Source organism: bacterium, assembly GCA_016699995.1.
Classification (GTDB): domain Bacteria; phylum Patescibacteriota; class Doudnabacteria; order UBA920; family UBA920; genus UBA920.
Genome location: CP064996.1, coordinates 407,843 through 430,143 on the forward strand (window position 1 = coordinate 407,843; position 22,301 = coordinate 430,143).

Here is a 22,301-nt window from a genome sequence, read left to right on the forward strand (position 1 = left end):
TTACCCCCTGTATCAATTTTTGAATTAGGATTTTTGCTCGATTTCTGATTTTAATGTTTGAATAAAATCGCTGACTTTAATAATGCCTAAATCTTCATCGCCGCGTTTTCGTATTGCTAAGCTGTCCGCTTCGATTTCCTTATCTCCCACCACCAGTAAATACGGAACTTTTTGCTTTGCCGCTTCGCGGATGCGCTTGCCTATGGATTCGCTGCGATCGTCTAGTTCGACTCTCAGATTCGGGATTGAGTCCTTCAATTGTTTGATAACATTGCCTGCATATTCGGTTTGCTTTTCCGAGATAGGTAAAACCACTGCCTGCAACGGGGACAGCCAGGTAGGGAAGTTGCCGCCGGTATGCTCGATTAATACAGACAAGAAACGTTCAATAGAACCCATAATGGCCGCATGAATCATCACAATGCGTTCCTGTTCGCCTTGTTCATTGATGCAGAACAGGTCGAAGCGTTCTGGCATATTGAAGTCAAACTGAATAGTTGCGACCTGCCATTGTCTGCCTAAAGAATCGTTAGCCATAAAGTCGAGTTTTGGTCCGTAAAAGGCGGCTTCGCCAATACCGTCCAGAGTTTCCACTCCTTTTTCTTTGGCAATTTCCTTGAGTAGATCTTGGGCTTTGTCCCAATCCGTTGAATTACCCAAATAATTATCCGGGTTTTGAGGGTCTCTGGTGGACAGACGGACTTTGAGTTCGAACCCAAAGGTTTTATAGAATGTTTCGATAATATCCCAAACTGCCACGAACTCTTGCTTTGCCTCTGATAAGCGGGTAAAAACGTGGGCGTCATCTTGTGCAAAAGCGCGCACGCGCGAAAGCCCTGCAAGCTCTCCCGATTGTTCATCCCGGTAGCAGGTAGTTGTGTTGCAATACCGCTGGGGCAGTTCGCGGTAGCTCCAGCGCTTTCGATTGTAAATCTGGGTATGGTGAGGACAGTTCATCGGTTTCATAGCAAATTCGTGTCCTTCGCGGGTAGTGATGCGGAATAATTCGTCTTTAAATTTATCCCAGTGACCGCTTTTTTCGTAGAGGTCTTTTTTTGTGATGTGGGGAATTTCAACTTTGGTATAGCCTTTGGCTTGGCGCAGTTCCCAAACATAATCATCCAACATGTTACGAACCAATGTTCCTTTTGGAGTCCATAATGGCAACCCAGCTCCGATCAGGTCGGAGAAGACAAACAAGTCTAATTCTGGTCCCAGCTTTTTATGATCGCGCTTTAAAGCTTCTTCGCGCATGTTCAAGTACGCATCCAGTTCTTCTTTTGTCTCGAATGCTAAGCCGTAAATGCGGGTCATCATTGGCTTAGTTTCGTCGCCGCGCCAGTAAGCGCCTGCCAGCTTGTCTAACTTAAATGATTCAGGATCAATTTCGGAAGTATTTTCTACATGCCCGCCGCGACACAGATCGGTAAATTCTCCGGTCTTGTACAGTGACAGACTTTCTCCAGTATCGGAAAGTTCATTTATTAATTCATCTTTAAAAGGCTGATCTTTGTTTGCATAAAAACTCTTAGCTTCTTCGCTAGAAACATCCTGACGTTCGAAAGCCAAATTAGATTTAGCTAGTTCGCGCATGCATTTTTCGATTTTTGGCAAGTCATCCGGGCTTAAAGGCTTGGAGAAAATGAAGTCATAGTAAAAACCATTATCTATTACCGGGCCGATGCCTAACTTGGCGTCTGGGAATTGTTCTAGTACTGCGCTTGCTAACAGATGGGCGAGCGAGTGGCGCTTGTTGGAGAGTTGTTCGTTATTCATAATCAAAAATTATATTAAAAATCCCAGAATTTCGAACGCGCTATATTTGCTGCGTACAAAATTCTGGGGTCTTTTGGGTAAAGACGGTTCCGTCCCAGTTCTTCGCTAGCTTATTGCCTGCGAACTTTTTATTTAGTTTACTTTAGGCTCGGCAGTTGGTAGCTGCTTCATAGCTTGAGCCCTTCTATTATAGACTAAAAATGGAAATAAAAAAAGCCCCCGAATATCGATCCGGGGGAAAAGAGGAGCTTCGATCTGATCATGACCAGATCCAAGCGTTGTCGGGATGATTTGACCGACAACATCGGCGCCCTGGTAAGGGCAGAAATGGGCTAGGCACAGGCTCGGCGAAGCGGAGATGCCTAGCCGCGGAGGAATGTGAACGGGAACAACCGTACACTTTCCGTCGAACCGGATGTGATGACCGGTCCAACCTCGCGAATTTCGCAGAATGCTGTTATTTAGTTGTTATTAAATTGTGATGATTGCACTCGCATGCTGGGGACATGCGAGCTCCGAGCGCTTTAAAGTTGTTCGTCCGAAAAGTGCTAGGAAGGTTGGCCAAGAAGAGTATGTTTCTCAGCACTTACATTAAATACTTTTTTTAAACCGCTGTCAAGAATCAAAAATCCATTCGGTCGTAGATCATGCTGACCTCTGGGATTTTGCGGAGCTTTTCGACCAAATCGCGAGTAATGCGGACTTGTGATTTAGTCTTTATGGTATTGGCGTCTTGACCCGAACCGACATTTAAGTAGACCGGGGCACTGCCAGGATTAGATTCGAGCAGGGCCTTGATCTGGTGAAGCGTGGATTGATTTTTAATGTCCGGCAAATGAATGGTCAGCTGTTTTTGCTTTTCCATTTCGCTTAAAGCCATCTGGTATAGCTCATCATTGGGCAAATCTTTGATCTCGTTAACAATTAGCTTGGCTTCGCCGTCCTTGTAGGAAATTTTTGCGTTTAGGCGGATAACCGTGTCGGAGTCTAAATAAGGCACAGCCATTGGCATCACCTTTGGAAATACTAATACTTCAATCGAGCCGGTTTTGTCTTCTAAAGTAAAGAAGGCCATCGGGTCATTCTTTTTGGTTATGGTGCGCTTAGCCTTAGTGATGATTCCGGCAACCTGCACACTCTGGTTATCCATGCTTTGGTTAATTTCCTTAATAGGCGTGTAGTCCTTGATGACCCTGGTGAACTCGTCCAGAGGATGACCCGTTACAAACAAGCCTAAATGTTCTTTTTCATACTTCAGCTTATCCACCTCCGGCATGGGGGTGGCGTCTATCAACTGCAAGCGGCCGATCTGAAAAGTTTTACCGAACAGTGAGTGCTGGCCTTGGGTTTGAGACCGGAAGTGCTCGCGTAGAAAATCTAAAACATTTTCGGTACTAGCGAGCAACGAAGCGCGTTCGCCAAACTTATCTAGTGCGCCGGCTTTAACCAGGGCCTCCCAGGAGCGCTTGTTGAAGTTTTTAACGTGGCACTTGATCAAGAAGTCTTCCAGGCTATGGAATTTAATGCCGGCTTTGTGGTTATCGATAATCTTTCGAATCACATCGGAGCCTAAATTTTTAATGGCACGCAAACCAAAACGGATTGTTTTTTCATCTATCACTGTAAAGCCTCCATAACTTTCTGTAACGTCTGGCGGTAGGATTTTAATGCCGATATTTTTACATTCTTCAAAGGCTTCGTGGATTTTATCCTCATCTCCGCTTTCCGCGCTCATCAAGGAAGCCATGAATTCTACTGTGTAATTAGCCTTCATGTATGCGGTTTGGTAGCTAACCTGACTGTAAGATGCCGCGTGAGCTTTACCGAATCCGTAAGCAGCAAATGGCTCGATAAGGGTAAATAATTCATTGGCTTTTGCCTCGCTCATTCCTTTGGCGATGCACCCTTGGGTAAATTTTTCTTTTTGCTTGGCCATTTCTGCAGGAATTTTCTTGCCCATGGCCTTGCGCAGCTTGTCGGCTTCTTCCCAAGAGTATCCAGCGATATTAATCGCAGTGAGTAAAACATCTTCCTGATAAACCAACAAGCCCAGAGATCGTTCTAGATAGTCCTTCATTTGAGGCACAAAAAATTCTACCAGCTTTGGATTATGCTTGCGCGCGATGTATTGAGGGATAATTCCCATCGGTCCCGGACGATATAAAGCTATCATGGCTGATATGTCGAAAATTGAGGATGGCTGCAGTTCCTTTAGGTAACGGGTGATGCCGGAGCTGCCTAGCTGGAAAACACCAAACGTATGGCCGGCAGACAAAAACTGATAAGTCTTCTTATCATCTAGCGGGAGCCTGGTAACATTGATATCAATACCATGCCTGACTTTAACCAATTTTACCGCGGCTTCGAGAATACTCAAGTTACGGATTCCTAATAAATCCATCTTAATTACTCCAATCGCATGGCTGTCTGCACCTACGTCGAGTGCGTACATGTCATATTGGGTAATTAGCCTGTTGCCATCCGGTTCGACTTGCAGAGGGGTGTAGTCTGTGAGTGGGGTAGGGGTGATGGCAATGGCGGCAGCATGAATAGAAGCGTGGCGAACGCAGCCTTCCAGCTTAAAGGCGATATCGATAATTCTTTTGGTTACTTCATCGGTTTCGTAAATAGCCTTAAGCTCTTCATTCATATTAATGGCCTTGTCGAGCGTCATGGTAAAGCCCTGCTTGCCCAAAGGAATCATTTTTGCAATGCGGTCGCATTTGCCGTAAGGCACTGCCAAAGCCCGGCCTACGTCGCGCACCACCGCGCGCGCCTTCATGGTTCCGAAAGTGATAATCTGAGCCACTTTGTCTGCGCCGTATCTTTCTGCGATCCAGCCGATAACTTCGTCTCGGCGATCGTCGGCAATGTCCAAGTCGATATCAGGCGGGGTCGGGCGGTATACAGTTAAGAAACGTTCAAAAGGAAGTTCGTATTCGAGCGGATCAATAGCGCTGATATTTAACAAGTAGCCGACAATGCTACCTGCCGCGCTTCCTCGAGTATTGGTTAAAACGCCAAGCTTATGGGCGCCTTCCACAATGTCGGCCACCATTAAAAAGTAGGCGTCGAATCCCATCGTGGAAATAATTCCTAATTCATAGTCTATGCGCTCCTGAATCTGGCGATCCAGTTTGCCGCTGGCATACTTGCCTTGCGGTTCGTAAATCTCTTTGGCTTTTTGGTAGACAACATCTTTCAGATGCTCCGCAGCTGTCTTGTTAGGGGGCAGTTCGACTTTGGCAAAGTAGCGCTGGTTGATAGGAATTTCTACATCCACCTGATCTGCGATCACCTGGGTATTACTGATAGCTTCTGGTAAATCGGCAAATTTTTTAGCCATTTCTCCGGGTGCCGAAAATGAAAGATCATGCGATCGCATATCGAGTCTATTGGTGTCGGTAACGTTGCGTCCAGTTCCAATGCAAACCATGATGTCTTGAGCTTCGGCATCGTCTTTGTGGACATAATGGCAGTCCTGTGTCGCCACAATTGGGACATTGTATTTTTGTCCTAGAGCAACAAGCTCTTCGTTCGGCATTAATTCATGCCCGTCTAAGCTGTTTCTCTGAAGCTCTAAGTAAAAATTTTCCACGCCAAAAATAGATAAGTATTGCTGCAGCGCTTTGGCTCCTTCTTCCTCGGATACTTTTAAAGCGCGTGCGATTTGCCCGCGGGGGCAGCCGGATAATGCGATCAATCCTTCGGAGTGTTTTTGGATAGCTGCTAGGTCTATACGCGGCTTGTAATAGAATCCTTCGGTATGTCCTAAAGTCGCCAGCTTCACCAAATTTAAATATCCCTGATAGTTTTTTGCTAACAGAGTTAAATGATGGTAGTCGGCGTCTTGTTTGCCTTCCTTCATTATCATGCCGCGAGGCGCGATGTAGGCTTCCATTCCGATTATTGGTTTGATGCCTTCGGCAACACAGGCGTTATAAAATTCGATCACTCCGTACATAGAGCCATGGTCGGTAATAGCCAGACTGGTCATGCCATGAGCTTTGGCTGCTTGAATCAGGTCCGGAATTTTTGATAGTCCGTCCAGAAGAGAGAAGTGCGAATGGCAATGTAAATGAGTGAATTTCTCCATGTTTCGTTAAAATTTGCTATACTAAATTTATCATAACACACCGCCAAAAACTTAAAAGCAACCTAAAATGAGCGAATTAAAGGAAAATTTAAAAGTCCAATATGCCGGCGCCACGCTGGCAGTTCAAGACGGCCTGTATAAGCTTAACCAGTGGTTTACCGGCCTTCCGGGGTGGGAGCGAACTCTTTTGGTGAGCTTAATTATTTTGCTCATCCCTGGCGTGGTGGCCTTACGCTACGGCAGCGAACTTTATTTTACTAAATCGCTTAATCAGCACGCCGTCGCGGCTCATCCCGCTTTCGACGCACCGGAACCGATTCAGGTCTCCAGCGCTAAGATTGTTCAAAATTATAATGGCACAGTCTCTGCCTATGCAGAGGTCACCAATCGTAATTTGGACTTAGCCGCAGAAAGTTTAAAGTACACCTTCCGTTTCTTGAATTCTAAAGAAGAGGAAATTACTCAGTCTTTCGGGGAAACTTATTTGCTTCCAGATGAAAAGAAGTGGATTGTGGTTTCTAGGGTTCAATCGCTGCAAAGCATTAGTTCTGCAACTGTAGAAGTAGAACAGCCGACCTGGCAGAAGAAGATCCAATTGCCGGAAGTTGCTTTGCGAATGTCCGAACCTTATGTGTACGAAGAGGTTAATCCCTTGGCGACCGCTGCAGAGGGCTCTGTGGTTAATAATAGCCCGTATAATTTGAAGCAGGTCACTTTACTGTTAATCTTATACGATAAAAATGGTAAGATTTTGGCCGTTACAACCAGGGAAGAATACACTCTGAAGGCTTTCGAACGGCGGGCATATAAGCTGCAGTGGCCGGGAATATACAAAGCGAATGTAGATCGCATAGAACTTCAGGCCTATACCAATACTCTAGATCCAAACAATCTCAGCGCGGGGAGTGCTAAATAGACATGAATCAGCTGTTTCAAAAATTGAAATTTTATGACATACCGCTACTAGTAGTTAGCGGTTTGTTGCTTGTTGTGGGCCTATCCATTCAGTATGCCATTTCGCTGGGTGAAGGTGATTTGGGTTTATTCTACCGCCAGTTCGCGTTCGCTAGCGGGGGTTTGGTGGTGTTTGTTCTGCTGGCTAATTACAACTACCAGGTGTTGGCTAAGCAAAACCGGATCATATATCCGATTTTAATCTTCGCGCTTATTTATCTGGTTCTGTTCGGAGACCCGATTCGCGGCAGCGCGCGCTGGATTGATTTTGGATTTTTTCAGTTGCAGCCCGCAGAATTGGCAAAAATTATTATCGGTTTAGGATTATCGCGCTGGCTGTATCTTCATCGGGGCGAAATCAATTCGTGGAAAAATATTCTACTGACTTTTGTCTACGCTGCGATGCCTGCAGTACTGATAGCCATGGAGCCGGATTTGGGCTCGTCGTTAATTGTTATGGCGGTATGGTTTGGAATTATTTTACTTAGTCCGATCCGCCGGTCTTTAATAGTAGTATTTCTAATTGCAGGAATTTTGTTTGCTGGCTTTTCCTGGCAGTTCCTGCTGCGCGATTACCAAAAGTTGCGCGTAGAAGTATTTTTGAATCCGGATAAGGATCCGCAGGGCAAAGGGTATAACGTACGGCAGGCGACAATTGCTGTAGGGAGCGGACAGCTTACCGGGCGTGGCCTGGGCCAGGGCGTGCAGAGTGGACTAAAGTTTTTGCCGGAAAAGCATACTGACTTTGTTTTTGCTGCATCAAGCGAAGAGATCGGCTGGGTCGGATCCATCGCGGTGTTAACTCTTTTTTATATTTTGATGATTCGTATAATCAAAATTATGCAGACTGCCCGCAATGATTTGGCTATGTATATTGCCGGCGGTATTTTGTTCTTATTCGGATCGCAGGTTGTTATTAACATCGGCATGAACATCGGATTGCTGCCGGTAACAGGGATTCCTTTGCCGTTTATCACTTATGGAGGCAGCTCGATGCTAGTTACTGCCATTGCATTGGGGATTGTGCAAAACATCGCCAAACAGTCCAAAGTGCTCCGGTTTTAGCCAAGTTTTTTAATTGATGTAGCCATTGGTAGCTGATATAATATAGAGGAAAGGAATATATGCGCAAAAATGATCTAAAAAGAGTGCTCGGTTGGCTGGGTTTTATGCTCCAATGTCCGGTGTGTAGTACCAAATATCAAGTTTCAAACATCAAAGTTTTGGACAGCCAGCAGGAAGAAGGTTTTCCGGAAGCGCACTTGCTGATTCATTCCGACTGTCATAAATGCAAAAGTTCTGTTATGTTCAATATTGACATCAATGGCCCCGACATCTTCACTGTTATTGCCAAAACCGACTTAACCAAGAAAGATACCGCTAAATTCAATGATCTTCCGGCTTTGGTGCCTAATGACTGTATTACCATTCATCAGTCTATAAAAGATTTTGACGGCGACTTTATTAAAGCCTTTAAGACTAAATAAATTACTTGCTAAACCCGCCACTCGGCGGGTTTTTTGTCTTTAGCGAGGCCTCTTGCCAAAAATCTCCAAATACTATATAATTCTGAAGTATTTAATTTACTACTATATGGAAAAAATTCAATTAAAGGCCGTTAGCCGAGAGTTAACTCACCGCAATTCTAAGACAGAATACCGCGCCGGTTTGATTCCTGCCGAAATGTACGGCAACAAAGTCGATAACGTTCACTTGGCTGTGGACGCAATTGAGTTTGAAAAAGTATTTCGAAAAGCTGGCGAAAGCACAGTTATCGAGCTGGTGATGCCAGACGGATCTGCTACTAATGTACTGATCCATGATGTGCAGCACCATTACTTAAATTCCAACCCGATTCACATCGACTTCTTTGCTGTTAACATGTCCGAAAAGCTGCAGGCAACTGTACAGATCGAATACGTTGGCGAAGCTGAAGCTGTGAAAGTTTTGGGCGGTACGTTGGTAAAAGTATTAAACGAAGTAAACGTAGAATGTTTGCCTATGGACTTGCCTCCTCATTTCGAAGTGGATATTTCTGCCTTAAAGACTTTTGAAGACTCAATCACTGTCGCTGACATTAAAGTAAGCGACAAAGTGCAGATTTTAGCCGAAGCCGAAGAAGTGATCGCTAAGGTACAGGCTCCTCGCGATGTAGAAGCAGAATTAACCAAACAAGTGGACGAAGCAGCAGCTGTAGCTGCAGCCGTAGGTCCTGAACCGGAAACTGGCAATGTTGAAGGCGGCGAAAAAGCTGACGACAAGGCTGGCGAATAATTGCTAAATTTTTAACCGCTCTATCCTAACCGATAGGGCGGTTTTTATATTGTTAAAATTCCAAGACAGCGTATCGGATGAGCTGATTTAGGTCCTTGTGGAAGGTGAGTTTATAAGGTCTCTGTTCTGATTTTGGTCCAAGAAATTGTCTGACTGCAGAGGACAGGATAGGCTTAGTTGATGGGTCTAGTTCGAATAGAATCACTTTAGGCTTCTGTTTTCTTTTGGAGATCTGTTCGATAAGTTTTGTATAGAGGATGGAGTCGTTGGTGCCGTCTGTGAGCGCAAGTTTAGGCTCTTGCTTGAGATTGCTTATAAACTTTCTATAATCACTAACTGGAACGTAGGGGAGATTGGCAATAATTAAATCAGGATTGCTGCGAATATTGGAAAGCAGATCGCTTTGTTTGAATGTGACTTTGGATTTTAGACTTTTTGCATTAGCCTGGGCAATTTTTAATGCCTTCGGGGAGATATCCGTTGCGGTCACCTTTATTTTAGTTCCAGCCGGTGAGTTTTGAAAGATGGAGATGGCCAAGCATCCCGATCCGGTGCCTATATCCAAAATCGATTTTATGTTTTTAGTGTTGATATAGTCTAAGGTTTTATCTACCAACCATTCGCTTTCGGGCCTGGGGATGAGTACGCTGCGATTCACCTTAAACTTTTGGCCGTAAAAATATTTATACCCCAGCAGGTACGCCGCCGGCGCACCTTTTTTAAAGGCCCCAATCATTTTATCCAAACTAAATTCCTGGCTTTTTGTGAGCTTTTGGCTAGGGTTTTTAATTAAATCCGATTTTGAATATTTTAAAAGATGAGACAAAAATAATTCTGTCTCATCAATGGAATGATATTTTTTTAAGGCTTCGCGAATGGTCATTACGAGTTTTTGATCGCTTCTTTTTTGAGTTCAGTATCAGCTTTCTGAAGCGCTTCGATTATTCCGCCCAGTTCTCCTTCCATAATCAAGTTAATTTGGTTAAAGTTTTGGTTAATGCGATGATCAGTTACGCGGTCCTGCGGGAAGTTATAGGTGCGGATTTTTTCGCTGCGATCGCCGGTGCCAATCTGACTGCGCTTGTTGTCGGACAGCTTTTTTTCTTCGATTTCACGGTAGTAGCTAGAAACGCGCGCGCGGATAACCGCCAGAGCTTTTTCTTTGTTCTGTGACTGGCTGCGTTCATCCTGGCAGGTAGCCATAATTCCTGTTGGAATATGGACTACGCGGATAGCACTATATGTTGTGTTTACGCTCTGGCCGCCTGCGCCCTGCGAGGTAGTGGCTTCGATCCGCAGATCTTTTGGGTCAATGCTGTAATCGTTTTCTTCCAATTCCGGCATTACAGCGACGGTTATCGTAGAGGTGTGCACTCGGCCGCTTTTCTCTGTTTCCGGTACGCGCTGCACGCGGTGTACTCCGGATTCGTACTTAAAGATACCGTAGGGGCCAATGTCGCTATTAGGTCCGGCGCTCGGACGGCCGGTAATCTCGAAGATGACTTCTTTATAGCCGCCGGCATCATTCGTAGAGCTGGAAACAACATTAACTTTCCAATTATTGCTTTCGGCATATTTTGAGTAAGCTCGGAAAAGCTCGGCAGCAAACAATCCTGCTTCATCGCCGCCGGCACCGGCGCGCATTTCTAAAATAGCGTTCTTTTGGTAGTACTCGTCTTTGGGAATTAGGTCGGTTTCTATTTCTTCGTTTAGTTCCAAAATGCGCCCTTCAATGGTTCGGATTTCTTCTAGGGCCATGTTGCGCATTTCTTCATCTACTTCGCTCCCGGCCTCCGCTAATTCTCTGTTGCCGGTTAATTCATCTTCTAATTTTTGTATTGTCTGAATTTTTTCAACGACAGGCAAAAGCTCAGCTTGGCGTTTGCCGAGTTTGGCGAGGTCAATATTACCGCCAGAACTGAGCTGCTCGGTAAGCTGATTGTATTCTTCTAAAATTTTATTGAATCCTGGGTTCATAACTCTGTAATTATACTGATCACACTGCCATTGCACAAGGCTGGGAGGTATGCTACTTTATTATATCGATAAATCTTTAGGAGGAAGTAATATGTACTTATTCATACAATGGTACTGGATCCCTTTGGGTGTCCTCAGCGTAACATTCTCCATTATCCTTCTGGTTGTTGCCTTTATTGCTTATTTGAATTGGAAGGAAAGTAGAGCGCAAAGGTTATTCTTTAAATTAACCTCTACAGTGTACGGAAGATTGCAGGAAAGTTGGGAAAAGATGGTGCAAGATGAAGCTGCGGCACGAGGACTGGAGGACTGTAAATTATTTCGCACAGAATCCGGTAATATTATCATTGAAAAGAAAAATACCCCTGATCATCTAGGCAGGCATCCTACTCAAATACCCAGGGTTGTATTCATATACAACCCACACAATAAAACTCTCTATTTAGACTTGATGGTGAAGTTTTCAACGCGTGCGTGGGGTGGGCCTGTATCACTGTACGAAAGCCGGGAAGTAAACTTAGATCAAACTAGTCCGGAAATTGTTTATGACAGGACAATGAAGGATGCCATGGAGCTTTATAGGCATGGTTTGGTTGTAGAAGATCACAGAAATTAAGTACGTTTACAAAACAAAAACCACCGACTGGTCGGTGGTCTTTTTATTTCTAGTTTATTCAGCTTTGGATCCGCGGGTCTTGCGAGGCTTCTTTTCTTTCTTTTCTGTGATAGCCTTGGCTCCGGCTGCGACTCGCTTCTTAAAGCGGTCAACGTTACCAGTGGTGTCGAGGATCTTCTGCTTACCGGTGTAAAATGGGTGGCAATTGCTGCAGATTTCGGTTTCGATGGATTCCATAGTGGAACCTGTTGTAAACGAATTTCCGCAAGAACAAGTCACTTTTACGGCGGTATTATAATTTGGATGGATTGCTGTTTTCATATATTTCAGCACGCTTGGGCGCTTGCAAGGCATGGCGCGATACGTGCATTACTGATTAGAACTTTTCTAAGTATACTAGGACTTGCGCGTTTCGTCAATAGTTGGTATACTTTTCGGGTAATTAATTAAACATATCTTGCTTAGCTGAGTAGTATTACTCTGCTAAAAATCCTGTCGTTTCGGGCCATCTGGCCGATTATCGACCCCGCAAGATAGAAGTTAAAGGATCAATATGAAAGACATTAGTCTCTTAGACCTGCTTAAGAGCGGGGCTCATTTTGGGCATAAAACATCTCGTTGGAACCCAAAGATGAAACAGTTTATTTTTGCTTCCCGCAACAATATTCATATCATCGATTTAGAAAAAACCCGCGCTAACCTCCAGAAGGCTGTTAGCTTTGTTTCTGATATCGCTAAAACCGGCGGTACAGTTTTGTTCATTGGCACAAAGCGCCAGTCCCGCGATATCGTAAAACAGCAGGCAGAAAGCTGCGGCATGCCTTACGTTAACCTTCGCTGGCTAGGCGGCACATTTACCAACTATCGAACTATTCAAAAGACTGTTCGTAAATTGGAAAAATTACAATCCCGCAAAGACGCCCCTGACTTCGAATTAAAGTACACTAAGAAAGAACGTTTGCTCATCGAACGCGAAATCGAAAAACTAACCAAGTTGTTCGAAGGTATCAAGAACATGAAGCGTATTCCTCAGGCGGTGTTCATTACCGATATTCACCACGACGATATTGCCTTAACAGAAGCCCGTAAGATGAAAGTTCCTGTAATCGCAATCACCGACACTAACACAGATCCAAGTTTGGTGGATTACCCAATCCCGGCTAATGACGATGCCAGCAGTGCTGTAGCATTGATCACAGAATTCATCGCTACTGCTGTGAAGGCTAATAAGTCTGCAGAACCTGTCGTCCAAGCTGCTCCAGCTGCTCCTAAGGCAGAGAAGCCAAACGCACCTGCTGCAAGCAGCAAATAACATTATTAATAAAACTAAAATGACTGACAACAATACTATCAAATTACTCCGCGAACAAACCGGCGCTGGTATTATGGACGTAAAAGAAGCTTTAGAAGAGGCTGGCGGCGATAACGAAAAGGCAATCGAAATTTTGCGCAAAAAAGGTTTAGCCAAGCAGGCTAAGAAGGCTGACCGTGCTGCCAACGAAGGCATTGTGGAAAGCTATATCCATGCTGGAGGTCGCATCGGCGTATTAGTGGAAGTGAACTGCGAAACCGATTTCGTAGCCCGCACTGATGACTTTAAGAATTTGGTAAAGGAAATCGCTCTGCATATTGCTGCAGCTAACCCTCTATATATTTCTTCCGAAGATGTTCCTAACGAAGTAATCGAAAAGGAAAAGGAAATTTATAAAGAACAGTTTGCCGGCAAGCCGGATGACGTCATCGAAAAGATGCTCGAAGGCAAGATTGCCAAATACTACGAAGAAGCATGTTTGCTTAACCAGCCGTTCGTTAAAGATGGTGGCAAAACCATCGGCGAATTGCTTGGCGAAGCAACCGGTAAGATGGGGGAGAACATTCAGGTTCGCCGCTTTACCCGCTACATGCTTGGTAACTAAATTTTTTAGGCCTCGCGCACTGCAATTTTGCGGCGCGGGGTCTTTTGTAATGCTATAATGAAGTTAATTAATTCCTGTAAGCGTGCCTTATAACACCATAATGAACATCACTTTTATAGTTTCTATCCTGGGGGTAATTTTTATGGTTCTGCGCCGCTTACCGGAAGCCACTATTCAGGATAAGAATAAGCCGGATTCAAAAAAAGACCGCATAGAAGCAGCTAACGAAGCTGGTTCTGTTTTGAGTGCCAAGGGTTTGCCGGTAAAGGCTTACTCCAAGTCCAAAGTTATCTTAAAGACCATTGGTCATAAGGCCGGTCAGTTCTTGTTAGAAGCTAAGGGCTTAAAGCAGGCTCCAAAAATTACTTATACTTTTCAGAAAGTCTTTCAGAATATTAAGGCTGACACTAATCCGGCTTTAGTAAAGGATGAAAAGTATTATATCAACCTCATTAAGCGCAATCCCAAAGACGATTCCTACTATGACCTCTTGGGGCAGTATTATTTAGAACATAAGAAGATGGAAGACGCGCTCAATGTGTATGAATATTTAATTACTCACGCACCGACCGAGACTTCCTATTGGGTTCGCTTAGGTTTAGCCGCGCTATTCTTAAACAATTACAAAAAGGCAGAGCAAGCTTACGAAAAGGCGGTTCAGCTCGATCCCACCAATCCGAGCCGTTTTTATAACCTTGCATTGGCAAGACAAGGGATGAAGCGCTTCGCTCCGGCTTTGGAAGCCATAAAAAAGGCTTTGGAATTGGACCCGAATAATCAAAAGTACCAGGATTTTAATTTTGAGCTGGAGTCTAAAGCCAAGAACTCCATACCTCTTGATAATATTCACAAAAAAGAGTAAACTAACTGAGTATAAATTTACCTGCCGTTGTAGCTCAGTTGGTAGAGCATCTCCATGGTAAGGAGAAGGTCTGCGGTTCAATCCCGCACAACGGCTCCATGAAAGAAAACTTAACCCGCCTAGTGGCGGGTTTTTGATTTGGTGAATTTGCCGTTTATGCCGATTTTGCAGATGAAAGTAGAGTATGGGAGAATTGACAAAACCATCCTTTTATATTATAGTTAGCGGTTATTATCAATTTTTTAGGAGGAAAAAGATGAAAGACTTAAAGCTATTTAATACTGTGCAGCCTGTTCAGTTTGTTAACGAAGAGGATGCTCGTTTTTCCGACTTGCAAGATCGCATTGGCCTATACTCCTACAAGCTTGTGGATCTAGCTGAATCTAATCTTGAGGAAGTGCAGGCTCGTCAGTCAATTTTGATGTGGCTGCTAAACAATAGTTCATTATTGGAAAAGTCATTCTTTAGATACGGGATGAGTGGATCCATAGATGGCTACAAGAGTGATGCGACGATTCCAAGAAATGCTAGCAGCTTTCTAGCTTACGCACAGTTCATCTTAGAGAAACGAACAGCTTTTTGGCAACGTATCAAACAATTCAATAGTATCGATGACTCTTTGTATCGTTTGCCTCAGCGCATTCAAAATTTAAGCAATTACCTTGCGACTGAAGGTGCTGTTAAGTACGAAGAAGAGATGGCTCTGACCAGGCGGATGATCGCCGAATTGCGCGAGAGTACGGCGATTCAGGGGGTATTGAAATTCTCAGTGGAAAGCAGAACCCATACCGTAAGGTTTGAAAAAGATGAATCATGCTATGGTACTTGGTATTACCATCCTTGTGTTGATCCGCTCTTGGATCCTTCCTCGGGGGCGGTGGTCAAGTTCTTGAACAAAATCAAACCAGTCCGCTGGCTAATCAAGAAGACAAAGGATGCAATCTTCTACGTGAAGAAAGGAGTTGCTCAAATCCGCGAAACCCCCGAATCTATCATCGAGGACGTTCGTATGTTCCTGGTTAAGAAATGCCAGGAGGATGCCGATTTTGCCGCTTTAGGTAATTGCTCCATCACCGTCGGCTATGTGTTTGACCATACTGGCTTGACTGTATCGCTGCTGGATTGGAAATACAACAAAATTAGTTCCCGCGGCAGAGAGCTGTATGAGCCTGATCACGGCCTTGCGGTGCGAGAGCGTTCGGCGGACAAAGTTTCCAAAAAAATGAGCCAACTCCTACGGCTCCGGTATAAAAAGCAGCTCGATGTTTTGGCGGATAAGGTGTTTGTAGAAAACTGCGGACCGATCGAAATTCCTTGCAAGAATGCCCAACAGGCATTTGCCGATTTGAGTTTCCAGGATATATGGGATCAGTACGAGGAAGAAATCTCCGATCTTAGACAATGGCAAAAGGATGTAATTGCTCTCTTCAAGGATTTGGGTATCTATTCGGACCTGGCTCACATGATTATGGAACTGGAATTGCCGTATTGTTTTCCAAAAATTGTTGAACAAGGCGCTATACAGTTTGAGCGATTCTATCCCATTCGTGTTAGGACAGAGGCTAAGACCTATTGCGAACCATTCAGCGGTATCGAGATAGACGACAAGGTTGTGAATATTACCGGTGCAAATGGGTCAGGTAAGTCAACCGTGATGTTGGCCGTTCTAGACAATTTAATGCTGGCTCATTGCGGCTTACCTGTCTTTGCAGCCGATGCGCAGGTCATTTTGCTCGAACATATTATGCTGAGCTTTTTGGATCGCGATTCCGATAAAAGTACATTCACCGCCAAATTTGAGAAGGACGTTTTTACGATGCAATCATTGGAGAAACTTTCTAAAGCTCAGCGGGCTAAGACGTTGATTATCAACGATGAGCTGGGTTCGGCTACGGATCCAGTGGAAATGCTCGATCTGGCAAAAGAGTATTTGATGTACCTTTATGATCTAGGGGCTCATAGCATTACTTCTAGTCAGATCAAAGAGCTAGGGATCTTTGTGGAGTCGGCGGAGTCAGGGGGCATCGGCAAGAACCTCGTCATCGACAAAACTTATACAATCAAGCCTGGCTTGGAATCTGGCCGACCCAAGGAGGTGGCCAAGCGACTGGGCTTTGATGAAATCATTAAGCGTAAGGCTGTCGCAGCCTAAATATAAAACCTGTTCTGAAGTTCAGAACAGGTTCTTTTTATTTACTTTGCTTATTTTGATTCAGCAGCGGGGGACGCGGCGCAGCAGCGCTTGGCTCCGAGCCATGAATCGTGCCCTTCTGCTGGGTGATTGTACCAGATCCGAGCGCTGGCCACGTCTGCCATGTGGCATAGAGCGGCCAGTTCGTTCATAACTCTGTTGCGGCTGGAATAATCCTTGCCTTCGCCTTCTACGTACTTCATTGCATTCAGTTGCATATCGTTGAGCTCAATTCCGTATTTCTTGAGCAGCGCCATGCGGAATTTATGCTGAGCGCGCTTTTGGGTAAGATGAGGTTTTACATGGAGCACGCCGTCTTCGTCGATGTCGTACTTAAAAGGTTTTTCGACATCATGTAGAAATGTAATCAACAGCACGTCTGATAAAGTAAAAGACAGTTTTCTGTAAGCAGATAAAGTGTTGTACAGCACCATGCCGATATTCATGATTTCGGCGATGTGATCATGGTAACCGCCGGGCCAAGCTTGGTGGTTGTTAGTCGAGCCCTGGGTTTTTTTGAATAGATCAAAATTTTCTTTGTATAAGCGTATGCATCCCAGCTGATTGGGGCCGTGTATCCAACGCAACAGATCGTGCACAGGGTAAGATCTTTGCAAAGCAGTCATAATTCCTCCAGAAAAAAGTGAACTAAGTTTAGCAAAATTTTGCGGGCATTTCAAAAAACACCCTTGCGGGTGTTTTGATGGTGGGCAGGACAGGATTCGAACCTGTGAAGGCACAAGGCCGGCTGATTTCACTTTATCCTAAAGTTACCTAAAGGCGTGGACTATATCTTCACCATTGCAGGTGTCCCGGTATCTAGTCTCTACGGCGCTCTCATGATTGTGAGTTCCCACGGTATTGCCCTTGTCTTACGACAGTCGGGTTTCACCGTTATCCCGGAAAGTTTATCGTACAGTTCTTGTTCCCGTACGAGCTGCATTTTTACAGTCAGCTGCGTTTGACCGCTTCGCTACCTACCCGTAGCTAACTGTAGAATTCTAACTCATTTTGGGCTTTTTGGCAAGAATTGTTGGTTATAAAAGAAAAAAACGCTGTGGAAGCGTTATAAAGGTGGGATGCGAGAATGGGTCCGACTTACCCTGAGAAAACGCTGGTATAGTTCGGATTCGCGCATGGTGGAGGATATATCCTCCGGTGGGTTGTTATGGTGGGGTTTGTTAAGGTGGGATAGCTTTTCAGCTACTTTCAGAATACCCCTCGGACTGGACAATGTCAAGGGTTTATGTTAAACTTTGAAAGTTAATTTAATAGCTTAAACCGGGCCGGCTTAGCTCATCCGGTAGAGCAACGGTTTTGTAAACCGTAGGTGGTCGGTTCGAGTCCGACAGCCGGCTCCAGCCAAAATATTAAAGATCAGATATGTCACAAGATCACAGAATTCAGTTGGAATGCACTGAATGCCGCAACATCAACTATAATACTACTAAGAATAAAAAGAATACCCAGGCTCGCTTGGAGATTAAGAAGTATTGTAAGTTTTGCCGCAAGCAGACCGTTCACAAGGAAACCAAGTAACACCCGCACCCCATGCGGGGTTTTGGTATAATAGGGGAGTCGACTAGCAGGTGAATCATGCGAGGGGGCTTCGTATAATGGTAGTACAATGGTCTCCAAAACCATTTGCGTAGGTTCGATTCCTACAGCCCCTGCCACAAAAACACTCAGTTATGCTGAGTGTTTTTGTTTGAGGGTATGCGAGAATCGAACTGGTGTATAATAAGTTTATGAGTAAAATACTTATTGTAATTGGGATACTAGGTGCAATCGTTATTGTGCTAAAACTTGTATTGAACAATACTGAAGCAGAAGCATATCCTTTTGAGAGGAAACCAAATTTTCTGACACCTAGTGAAATGGCTTTTTTTAGAGTTTTATTGAAAATAATAAATGATCAGTATTTTGTTTTTCCACAAGTACATCTGGCTAGTATTTTGCAGGTAAAAAAGGGAGAATTTGATAGAAAGGAGTGGAAAAGATATTTTAACAAACTAATTCAAAAATCTTTCGATTTCGTTATCTTAGATAGGGAAACCTTAAACCCTCTGCTTGTAATCGAATTAGATGATTATACACATTTACAGAGTAAGCGAATTAAGAGGGATCTATTTGTAGATAACGCCTTAAAATCAGCCCAAATCAATATCTTACATATTAAGTGTGAAAAGGAGTACAATATCGAAGAACTAAGAACTCTAATTTTCCAAGCACTATCTCATCCTGGTGAACGACAGTAAGATAGACAGTGACGCAAAGTGGATATAGAGTTCTAATATCCTCCATAACACCCTGCCACAAAAACACTCAGTCATGCTAGGTGTTTTTGTTTGGGTAATAAAAGAGAGCGTGGATTCTTTTTAAGAATCCACGCTCTGCATAACTTTAGTACCTGCGGCCGTACGAGCCATTCCCGGTCGGCTGCCACTGAACACATGCTTCCGGAGGCGGGTTTGGGGTTCGGTACTGACCTTTGAAAACCCTTACCATACCAGTCTGGCTATGCATCAGCTTCTTAAGCAAAGTTTCGGGCAGACTGCTCGTTTCTACCTGGAATGGCTTGCCATCGGTGTAAGTTGCTTCGCCTCGGTTGCCAATGCGAAAAGGTGCTGCGTACCGATCAAGGTTGTTCTTGTCTAAGTGCAGCGAAAAACCATCGGGCTTGTCGCCAAAAAACTCATCCGCTTCCAGATATACCTGGCAGTATACCTTGGATGGTACTGTATTTTTTTTCATATTCCCCTCCTTAAGGTGCGCTTGGTTGCTTTTTTAAGATTTATTTTTATTGCTCAAGTAGTCAACGAATCAGCTTCGTTGTTGACTCTAGAGCCTAGCAGAAAAAAAGGGTTTTGTCAAGGCGGCAACGTCCTCAGATTATAATATTTGGATGCTTTAATCATTAAAATTAGACATTCTGAAAATAAAAAAGAGATGAATTTTTCATCTCTCGATATTTCTTTACTCGTCTACTGTCGAATAATATCTTAATCATCTTTCTCAATAAACGTTTTATAGATGGCTACACCCCAGGCTATAAGGCACAGCCCAGGGTTCGTCTCCCAGTAGAACGTGGTGGCGATGATAGCATTTAAGAAGTAGGGGATAAATACCCAAGCTGCGAACCCTAGCAGGGAAATGCCAGGGTCAGACGGGACTGTGTCCAGTGTAAATAGAGTCGTTAGTCTTGGAAAAAAAAATGCTGCAACTATAATGATAAGTCCAGTGTCTGGATGTGCTTGCCAGAATTCCATGAATTATATTGTGCCTCCGTACTAAGATTTTATAAGCCTATTTTACCATATTTGTCTAATTTTGTCAATATCACTCGATTTACTGATATAATCAATCTATGGAAATAAACTATATTGCGGTACTAGTTGCCGCTGTTGCGCAATTCATTTTTGGCGCAATTTGGTACATGCCGCTGTTTGGCGGCATGTGGGGCAAGATCCATGGCTTTGATGCTCACAGTAAAGAAGCTCAGGATGAGATGCGCAAAGGCATGATGCCTTTGTTGGTTATTCAGTTTATTGGTACATTAGTCACTTCGTATGTTTTTGCACTCCTATACAAAGACATGCCCAGCCAGTGGCACGCCTACGGTTTCGCCGGCTTTTTGTGGTTAGGATTTATGGTCCCTACTCAAGTTGCGGCAGTATTGTTTGGCGGCACAGAACCAAAATGGGTTACCAAAAAAATCGCCATTATGGCTGGAGCAGCTTTGGGTTGTATGATGATTTTGGCTTTCACGATCAGCGCTTTCAACTAAAATCCAAAAAACTGCCTTACCTAATGGGGCAGTTTTTTGTTATGCTATTTTCATGACCGAGCAGGATATTAGAAATTTGATTTTAGATGATAGTGAAATGATGAATGTGTTAAAGGCCGTGAAGGACCTGCGACTACCGGATTGCTGGATAGGAGCGGGTTTCGTAAGGAATAAAGTTTGGAACTACTTACATCAATATCCTAACGACCTTAATTCGTCCGACATTGATGTTGTTTATTATAATGATCGTAACACCGATTCAGAGCAGGAAAAAGCTATCGAAAATGCTTTAGCTCAGAAAATCTCCAGCGATTGGTCTGTTACGAACCAGGCTCGAATGCACACGGAAAATGGAGATGAGCAATATACGTCTACTGAGGATGCGATTAGCTATTGGCCAGAGACTGCTACTGCAGTCGCGGTACGGCTCGGCCAAAGCCATGAATTGGAGATTATTGCCCCGTATGGTTTAGACGATCTGCTTTCTATGATTATAAGAATGTCACCAAAATTTAAAGATCCTAACAAGTTCAAGCAGAGGCTATCAAGTAAGCGCTGGCAGGAGAGATGGCCACAAGTTACAATTATTAATTAGATTTTATGAGTATAGAACAAAATCGATTCGGTGAACAATTTTCGGAACAAGAAAGTCGTCAGCAAAGATGGAATGAACTTACTGTGGAGATTGACCAAATAAAAGATCGTTTAGGTAAAGGGATAGACGAAGGTATTAAAGAAGCTGTCATTGGTCTTCGAGCTTTGGATGTGAACGTAACCCAATCATGTGAAGGTCATAATGATCACGGGACAGGCGGGCCTTACATCGACGTAGAGTCTGATTTGAATACAGTCCATGAGAAAGTATTGGAGCCTATGTATGGCAACCTGGACGATAAGGAAACACAGCAGAAATTTGACGATTTGGTAGAAGAAATTAATTATAATAATTTGCGCGAAAGAAAAAAGCTGATCGAATTACTAGATGAATTCTATACCGGGCGAGAGACTCCTTATGAAATACGGCTATCCGTGAGCCCAATGGCAAGATCTTGGAGCCGGCTAGAAAATCAGGGCGTGGGGTTACAAACGATTGAAGAAGACGCTGAAAAAAAGAACTTGCGATTAAAAATGTTTAAGGCCGAAATGGACGATTTTAAAGAATTTTTAAAGAACAAATTTTTCCAAACCTAATTGAACAAGCAAACTGATGCCTAAACCTGTGATCATCTTAGTAAACGGTTTGCCGGCAACTGGCAAAACCACCATAGCGACGAAAATCGCCGGTCATTTGCAATGGCCGATTTTTCGCAAGGATGACATCAAAGAGCAGCTCGCAGATAGATTAAATGAATTTAACCTCGAAAGTTCTCATCGTTTAGGATTAGTGTCGCGGGTTATGCTGCGATATATCACAGAACAGCTTTCCCGATCCAATTCAAATTTTATAATCGACTCCAATTTTTCCAACGGCGTTCAGACAGACGAGTTTATTAACATGATGAAAAACGCTCGCCACCGTATCATCGAGGTGTTCCTTCACACGGACGGCGAAGTGCTCTATGAAAGATTTAGGGACCGAATTAAGGATCGGCATCCGATCCATTTAGAACACTTTCAGGGCTTTGAAGATTTTAGAGAAACTATCAGTAAAGGATCGCTGCAGCCATTGTCTTTAGACGGAATCGTTATTAGAGTCGATACAACCGATTTTAGTAAATTGGATGAAAGTAAATTGCTAGAGGAAATCAAGAATTCATTAAATAATATTTATGAACATAATAGCGATTGGATTTGATTACGGTGGAGTTATTGGGCTGCATAAAAGAGATTGAAGGAAAGCGGCTATAAATTA

General features: G+C 43.8%; 23 protein-coding genes and 3 tRNA genes. 18 read left to right on the plus strand and 8 right to left on the minus strand.

The genetic code is table 11. The annotated features are described in order from the left end of the window. Positions 1-24 precede the first annotated feature (24 nt). Together thrS and dnaE are read right to left on the minus strand one after the other, a co-directional pair. On the minus strand, positions 25-1,776 hold the full coding sequence (gene thrS, locus IPM19_02160; GenBank protein QQS23346.1) for a threonine--tRNA ligase: 1,752 nt from the start codon (positions 1,774-1,776) through the stop codon (positions 25-27). A 622-nt stretch (positions 1,777-2,398) separates the two neighbouring features. After that, positions 2,399-5,872 (minus strand): DNA polymerase III subunit alpha, encoded by a 3,474-nt coding sequence (dnaE, locus tag IPM19_02165; GenBank protein ID QQS23347.1) that lies wholly within the window; start codon positions 5,870-5,872, stop codon positions 2,399-2,401. 67 nt (positions 5,873-5,939) lie between these two features. On the opposite strand from dnaE, the gene IPM19_02170 reads away from it, so the two are divergent. From IPM19_02170 to IPM19_02185, 4 genes are all read left to right on the plus strand, one after another. Next, positions 5,940-6,788 (plus strand): hypothetical protein, encoded by an 849-nt coding sequence (locus IPM19_02170; protein ID QQS23348.1) that lies wholly within the window; start codon positions 5,940-5,942, stop codon positions 6,786-6,788. A gap of 2 nt (positions 6,789-6,790) precedes the next feature. Beyond that, positions 6,791-7,891, plus strand: coding sequence for a rod shape-determining protein RodA (rodA, locus tag IPM19_02175; protein ID QQS23349.1), 1,101 nt, complete (start codon positions 6,791-6,793; stop codon positions 7,889-7,891). 59 nt (positions 7,892-7,950) lie between these two features. Next, positions 7,951-8,313 (plus strand): hypothetical protein, encoded by a 363-nt coding sequence (locus IPM19_02180; protein ID QQS23350.1) that lies wholly within the window; start codon positions 7,951-7,953, stop codon positions 8,311-8,313. A gap of 106 nt (positions 8,314-8,419) precedes the next feature. Beyond that, the gene (locus IPM19_02185) at positions 8,420-9,100 is read left to right on the plus strand and encodes a 50S ribosomal protein L25 (GenBank protein ID QQS23351.1); all 681 of its coding nucleotides are present in this window, start codon (positions 8,420-8,422) and stop codon (positions 9,098-9,100) included. 52 nt (positions 9,101-9,152) lie between these two features. On the opposite strand, the gene prmC is transcribed toward IPM19_02185, so the two are convergent. Together prmC and prfA are read right to left on the minus strand one after the other, a co-directional pair. Then, the gene (gene prmC / locus IPM19_02190; GenBank protein ID QQS23352.1) at positions 9,153-9,983 is read right to left on the minus strand and encodes a peptide chain release factor N(5)-glutamine methyltransferase; all 831 of its coding nucleotides are present in this window, start codon (positions 9,981-9,983) and stop codon (positions 9,153-9,155) included. Next, a complete protein-coding gene (gene prfA, locus IPM19_02195) occupies positions 9,983-11,077 on the minus strand; it encodes a peptide chain release factor 1 (protein QQS23353.1) in 1,095 nt (364 codons plus the stop codon). The genes prmC and prfA overlap by 1 nt, the downstream gene beginning before the upstream one ends. A 91-nt stretch (positions 11,078-11,168) precedes the next feature. On the opposite strand from prfA, the gene IPM19_02200 reads away from it, so the two are divergent. Beyond that, on the plus strand, positions 11,169-11,693 hold the full coding sequence (locus IPM19_02200; protein ID QQS23354.1) for a hypothetical protein: 525 nt from the start codon (positions 11,169-11,171) through the stop codon (positions 11,691-11,693). A 54-nt stretch (positions 11,694-11,747) separates the two neighbouring features. Here the strand turns inward: IPM19_02200 and rpmE are convergent, their stop codons facing one another. Then, a complete protein-coding gene (gene rpmE, locus IPM19_02205; protein QQS23355.1) occupies positions 11,748-12,014 on the minus strand; it encodes a 50S ribosomal protein L31 in 267 nt (88 codons plus the stop codon). 232 nt (positions 12,015-12,246) lie between these two features. On the opposite strand from rpmE, the gene rpsB reads away from it, so the two are divergent. The 5 genes from rpsB to IPM19_02230 all read left to right on the plus strand — a co-directional run bounded on the left by rpsB (position 12,247) and on the right by IPM19_02230 (position 16,623). Then, positions 12,247-13,005 (plus strand): 30S ribosomal protein S2, encoded by a 759-nt coding sequence (gene rpsB, locus IPM19_02210; protein QQS23356.1) that lies wholly within the window; start codon positions 12,247-12,249, stop codon positions 13,003-13,005. 19 nt (positions 13,006-13,024) lie between these two features. Beyond that, a complete protein-coding gene (tsf, locus tag IPM19_02215) occupies positions 13,025-13,609 on the plus strand; it encodes a translation elongation factor Ts (GenBank protein ID QQS23357.1) in 585 nt (194 codons plus the stop codon). A gap of 100 nt (positions 13,610-13,709) precedes the next feature. Next, complete coding sequence (locus tag IPM19_02220) at positions 13,710-14,471, plus strand: tetratricopeptide repeat protein (protein QQS23358.1); 762 nt, start codon at positions 13,710-13,712, stop codon at positions 14,469-14,471. A gap of 23 nt (positions 14,472-14,494) precedes the next feature. Next, positions 14,495-14,570: transfer RNA gene (locus IPM19_02225), tRNA-Thr, on the plus strand. 157 nt (positions 14,571-14,727) lie between these two features. After that, positions 14,728-16,623: a hypothetical protein gene (locus tag IPM19_02230; GenBank protein ID QQS23359.1), complete on the plus strand. Its 1,896-nt coding sequence runs from the start codon at positions 14,728-14,730 to the stop codon at positions 16,621-16,623. Positions 16,624-16,673: 50 nt separating this feature from the next. Here the strand turns inward: IPM19_02230 and IPM19_02235 are convergent, their stop codons facing one another. Next, on the minus strand, positions 16,674-17,288 hold the full coding sequence (locus tag IPM19_02235) for a hypothetical protein (GenBank protein ID QQS23360.1): 615 nt from the start codon (positions 17,286-17,288) through the stop codon (positions 16,674-16,676). A 659-nt stretch (positions 17,289-17,947) separates the two neighbouring features. Here IPM19_02235 and IPM19_02240 point away from each other — a divergent pair. The 4 genes from IPM19_02240 (at position 17,948) to IPM19_02255 (ending at position 18,920) form a co-directional block, all read left to right on the plus strand. Then, positions 17,948-18,023: transfer RNA gene (locus tag IPM19_02240), tRNA-Thr, on the plus strand. A gap of 22 nt (positions 18,024-18,045) precedes the next feature. Beyond that, entirely contained in the window at positions 18,046-18,201 is a 156-nt protein-coding gene (rpmG, locus tag IPM19_02245) for a 50S ribosomal protein L33 (protein ID QQS23361.1), read from the plus strand. 63 nt (positions 18,202-18,264) lie between these two features. Then, positions 18,265-18,338, plus strand: a tRNA-Trp gene (locus tag IPM19_02250). Between the two features lie 72 nt (positions 18,339-18,410). Next, positions 18,411-18,920, plus strand: coding sequence for a DUF2726 domain-containing protein (locus IPM19_02255; protein QQS23362.1), 510 nt, complete (start codon positions 18,411-18,413; stop codon positions 18,918-18,920). A gap of 145 nt (positions 18,921-19,065) precedes the next feature. On the opposite strand, the gene IPM19_02260 is transcribed toward IPM19_02255, so the two are convergent. After that, the gene (locus IPM19_02260) at positions 19,066-19,416 is read right to left on the minus strand and encodes a hypothetical protein (GenBank protein QQS23363.1); all 351 of its coding nucleotides are present in this window, start codon (positions 19,414-19,416) and stop codon (positions 19,066-19,068) included. A gap of 248 nt (positions 19,417-19,664) precedes the next feature. Next, positions 19,665-19,931 carry a hypothetical protein gene (locus IPM19_02265; GenBank protein ID QQS23364.1) on the minus strand — a complete coding sequence of 89 codons (267 nt, stop codon included), beginning with the start codon at positions 19,929-19,931 and terminating at the stop codon, positions 19,665-19,667. 98 nt (positions 19,932-20,029) lie between these two features. Here IPM19_02265 and IPM19_02270 point away from each other — a divergent pair, with 98 nt between their 5' ends. Genes IPM19_02270 through IPM19_02285 form a run of 4 tightly spaced genes read left to right on the plus strand, consistent with a single transcriptional unit; the run spans position 20,030 to position 22,244 of the window. After that, positions 20,030-20,449, plus strand: a complete 420-nt coding sequence (locus tag IPM19_02270) for a DUF1761 domain-containing protein (protein ID QQS23365.1) — start codon at positions 20,030-20,032, stop codon at positions 20,447-20,449. 52 nt (positions 20,450-20,501) lie between these two features. Continuing rightward, entirely contained in the window at positions 20,502-21,044 is a 543-nt protein-coding gene (locus IPM19_02275; GenBank protein QQS23366.1) for a nucleotidyltransferase family protein, read from the plus strand. Between the two features lie 5 nt (positions 21,045-21,049). Beyond that, entirely contained in the window at positions 21,050-21,640 is a 591-nt protein-coding gene (locus IPM19_02280; GenBank protein QQS23367.1) for a hypothetical protein, read from the plus strand. 16 nt (positions 21,641-21,656) lie between these two features. Beyond that, complete coding sequence (locus IPM19_02285) at positions 21,657-22,244, plus strand: AAA family ATPase (GenBank protein ID QQS23368.1); 588 nt, start codon at positions 21,657-21,659, stop codon at positions 22,242-22,244. Positions 22,245-22,301: the final 57 nt, after the last annotated feature.

Coding starts and splice junctions, on each gene's coding strand:
- thrS (QQS23346.1), bottom strand. CDS start 1,776: ATGAATAACGAACAACTCTCCAACAAGCGCCACTCGCTCGCCCATCTG.
- IPM19_02275 (QQS23366.1), top strand. CDS start 20,502: ATGACCGAGCAGGATATTAGAAATTTGATTTTAGATGATAGTGAAATG.
- rpmE (QQS23355.1), bottom strand. CDS start 12,014: ATGAAAACAGCAATCCATCCAAATTATAATACCGCCGTAAAAGTGACT.
- IPM19_02220 (QQS23358.1), top strand. CDS start 13,710: ATGAACATCACTTTTATAGTTTCTATCCTGGGGGTAATTTTTATGGTT.
- prfA (QQS23353.1), bottom strand. CDS start 11,077: ATGAACCCAGGATTCAATAAAATTTTAGAAGAATACAATCAGCTTACC.
- IPM19_02180 (QQS23350.1), top strand. CDS start 7,951: ATGCGCAAAAATGATCTAAAAAGAGTGCTCGGTTGGCTGGGTTTTATG.
- IPM19_02235 (QQS23360.1), bottom strand. CDS start 17,288: ATGACTGCTTTGCAAAGATCTTACCCTGTGCACGATCTGTTGCGTTGG.
- IPM19_02280 (QQS23367.1), top strand. CDS start 21,050: ATGAGTATAGAACAAAATCGATTCGGTGAACAATTTTCGGAACAAGAA.
- IPM19_02255 (QQS23362.1), top strand. CDS start 18,411: ATGAGTAAAATACTTATTGTAATTGGGATACTAGGTGCAATCGTTATT.
- IPM19_02285 (QQS23368.1), top strand. CDS start 21,657: ATGCCTAAACCTGTGATCATCTTAGTAAACGGTTTGCCGGCAACTGGC.
- IPM19_02230 (QQS23359.1), top strand. CDS start 14,728: ATGAAAGACTTAAAGCTATTTAATACTGTGCAGCCTGTTCAGTTTGTT.
- IPM19_02270 (QQS23365.1), top strand. CDS start 20,030: ATGGAAATAAACTATATTGCGGTACTAGTTGCCGCTGTTGCGCAATTC.
- IPM19_02200 (QQS23354.1), top strand. CDS start 11,169: ATGTACTTATTCATACAATGGTACTGGATCCCTTTGGGTGTCCTCAGC.
- rodA (QQS23349.1), top strand. CDS start 6,791: ATGAATCAGCTGTTTCAAAAATTGAAATTTTATGACATACCGCTACTA.
- IPM19_02170 (QQS23348.1), top strand. CDS start 5,940: ATGAGCGAATTAAAGGAAAATTTAAAAGTCCAATATGCCGGCGCCACG.
- IPM19_02265 (QQS23364.1), bottom strand. CDS start 19,931: ATGGAATTCTGGCAAGCACATCCAGACACTGGACTTATCATTATAGTT.
- IPM19_02260 (QQS23363.1), bottom strand. CDS start 19,416: ATGAAAAAAAATACAGTACCATCCAAGGTATACTGCCAGGTATATCTG.
- dnaE (QQS23347.1), bottom strand. CDS start 5,872: ATGGAGAAATTCACTCATTTACATTGCCATTCGCACTTCTCTCTTCTG.
- IPM19_02185 (QQS23351.1), top strand. CDS start 8,420: ATGGAAAAAATTCAATTAAAGGCCGTTAGCCGAGAGTTAACTCACCGC.
- rpmG (QQS23361.1), top strand. CDS start 18,046: ATGTCACAAGATCACAGAATTCAGTTGGAATGCACTGAATGCCGCAAC.
- rpsB (QQS23356.1), top strand. CDS start 12,247: ATGAAAGACATTAGTCTCTTAGACCTGCTTAAGAGCGGGGCTCATTTT.
- prmC (QQS23352.1), bottom strand. CDS start 9,983: ATGACCATTCGCGAAGCCTTAAAAAAATATCATTCCATTGATGAGACA.
- tsf (QQS23357.1), top strand. CDS start 13,025: ATGACTGACAACAATACTATCAAATTACTCCGCGAACAAACCGGCGCT.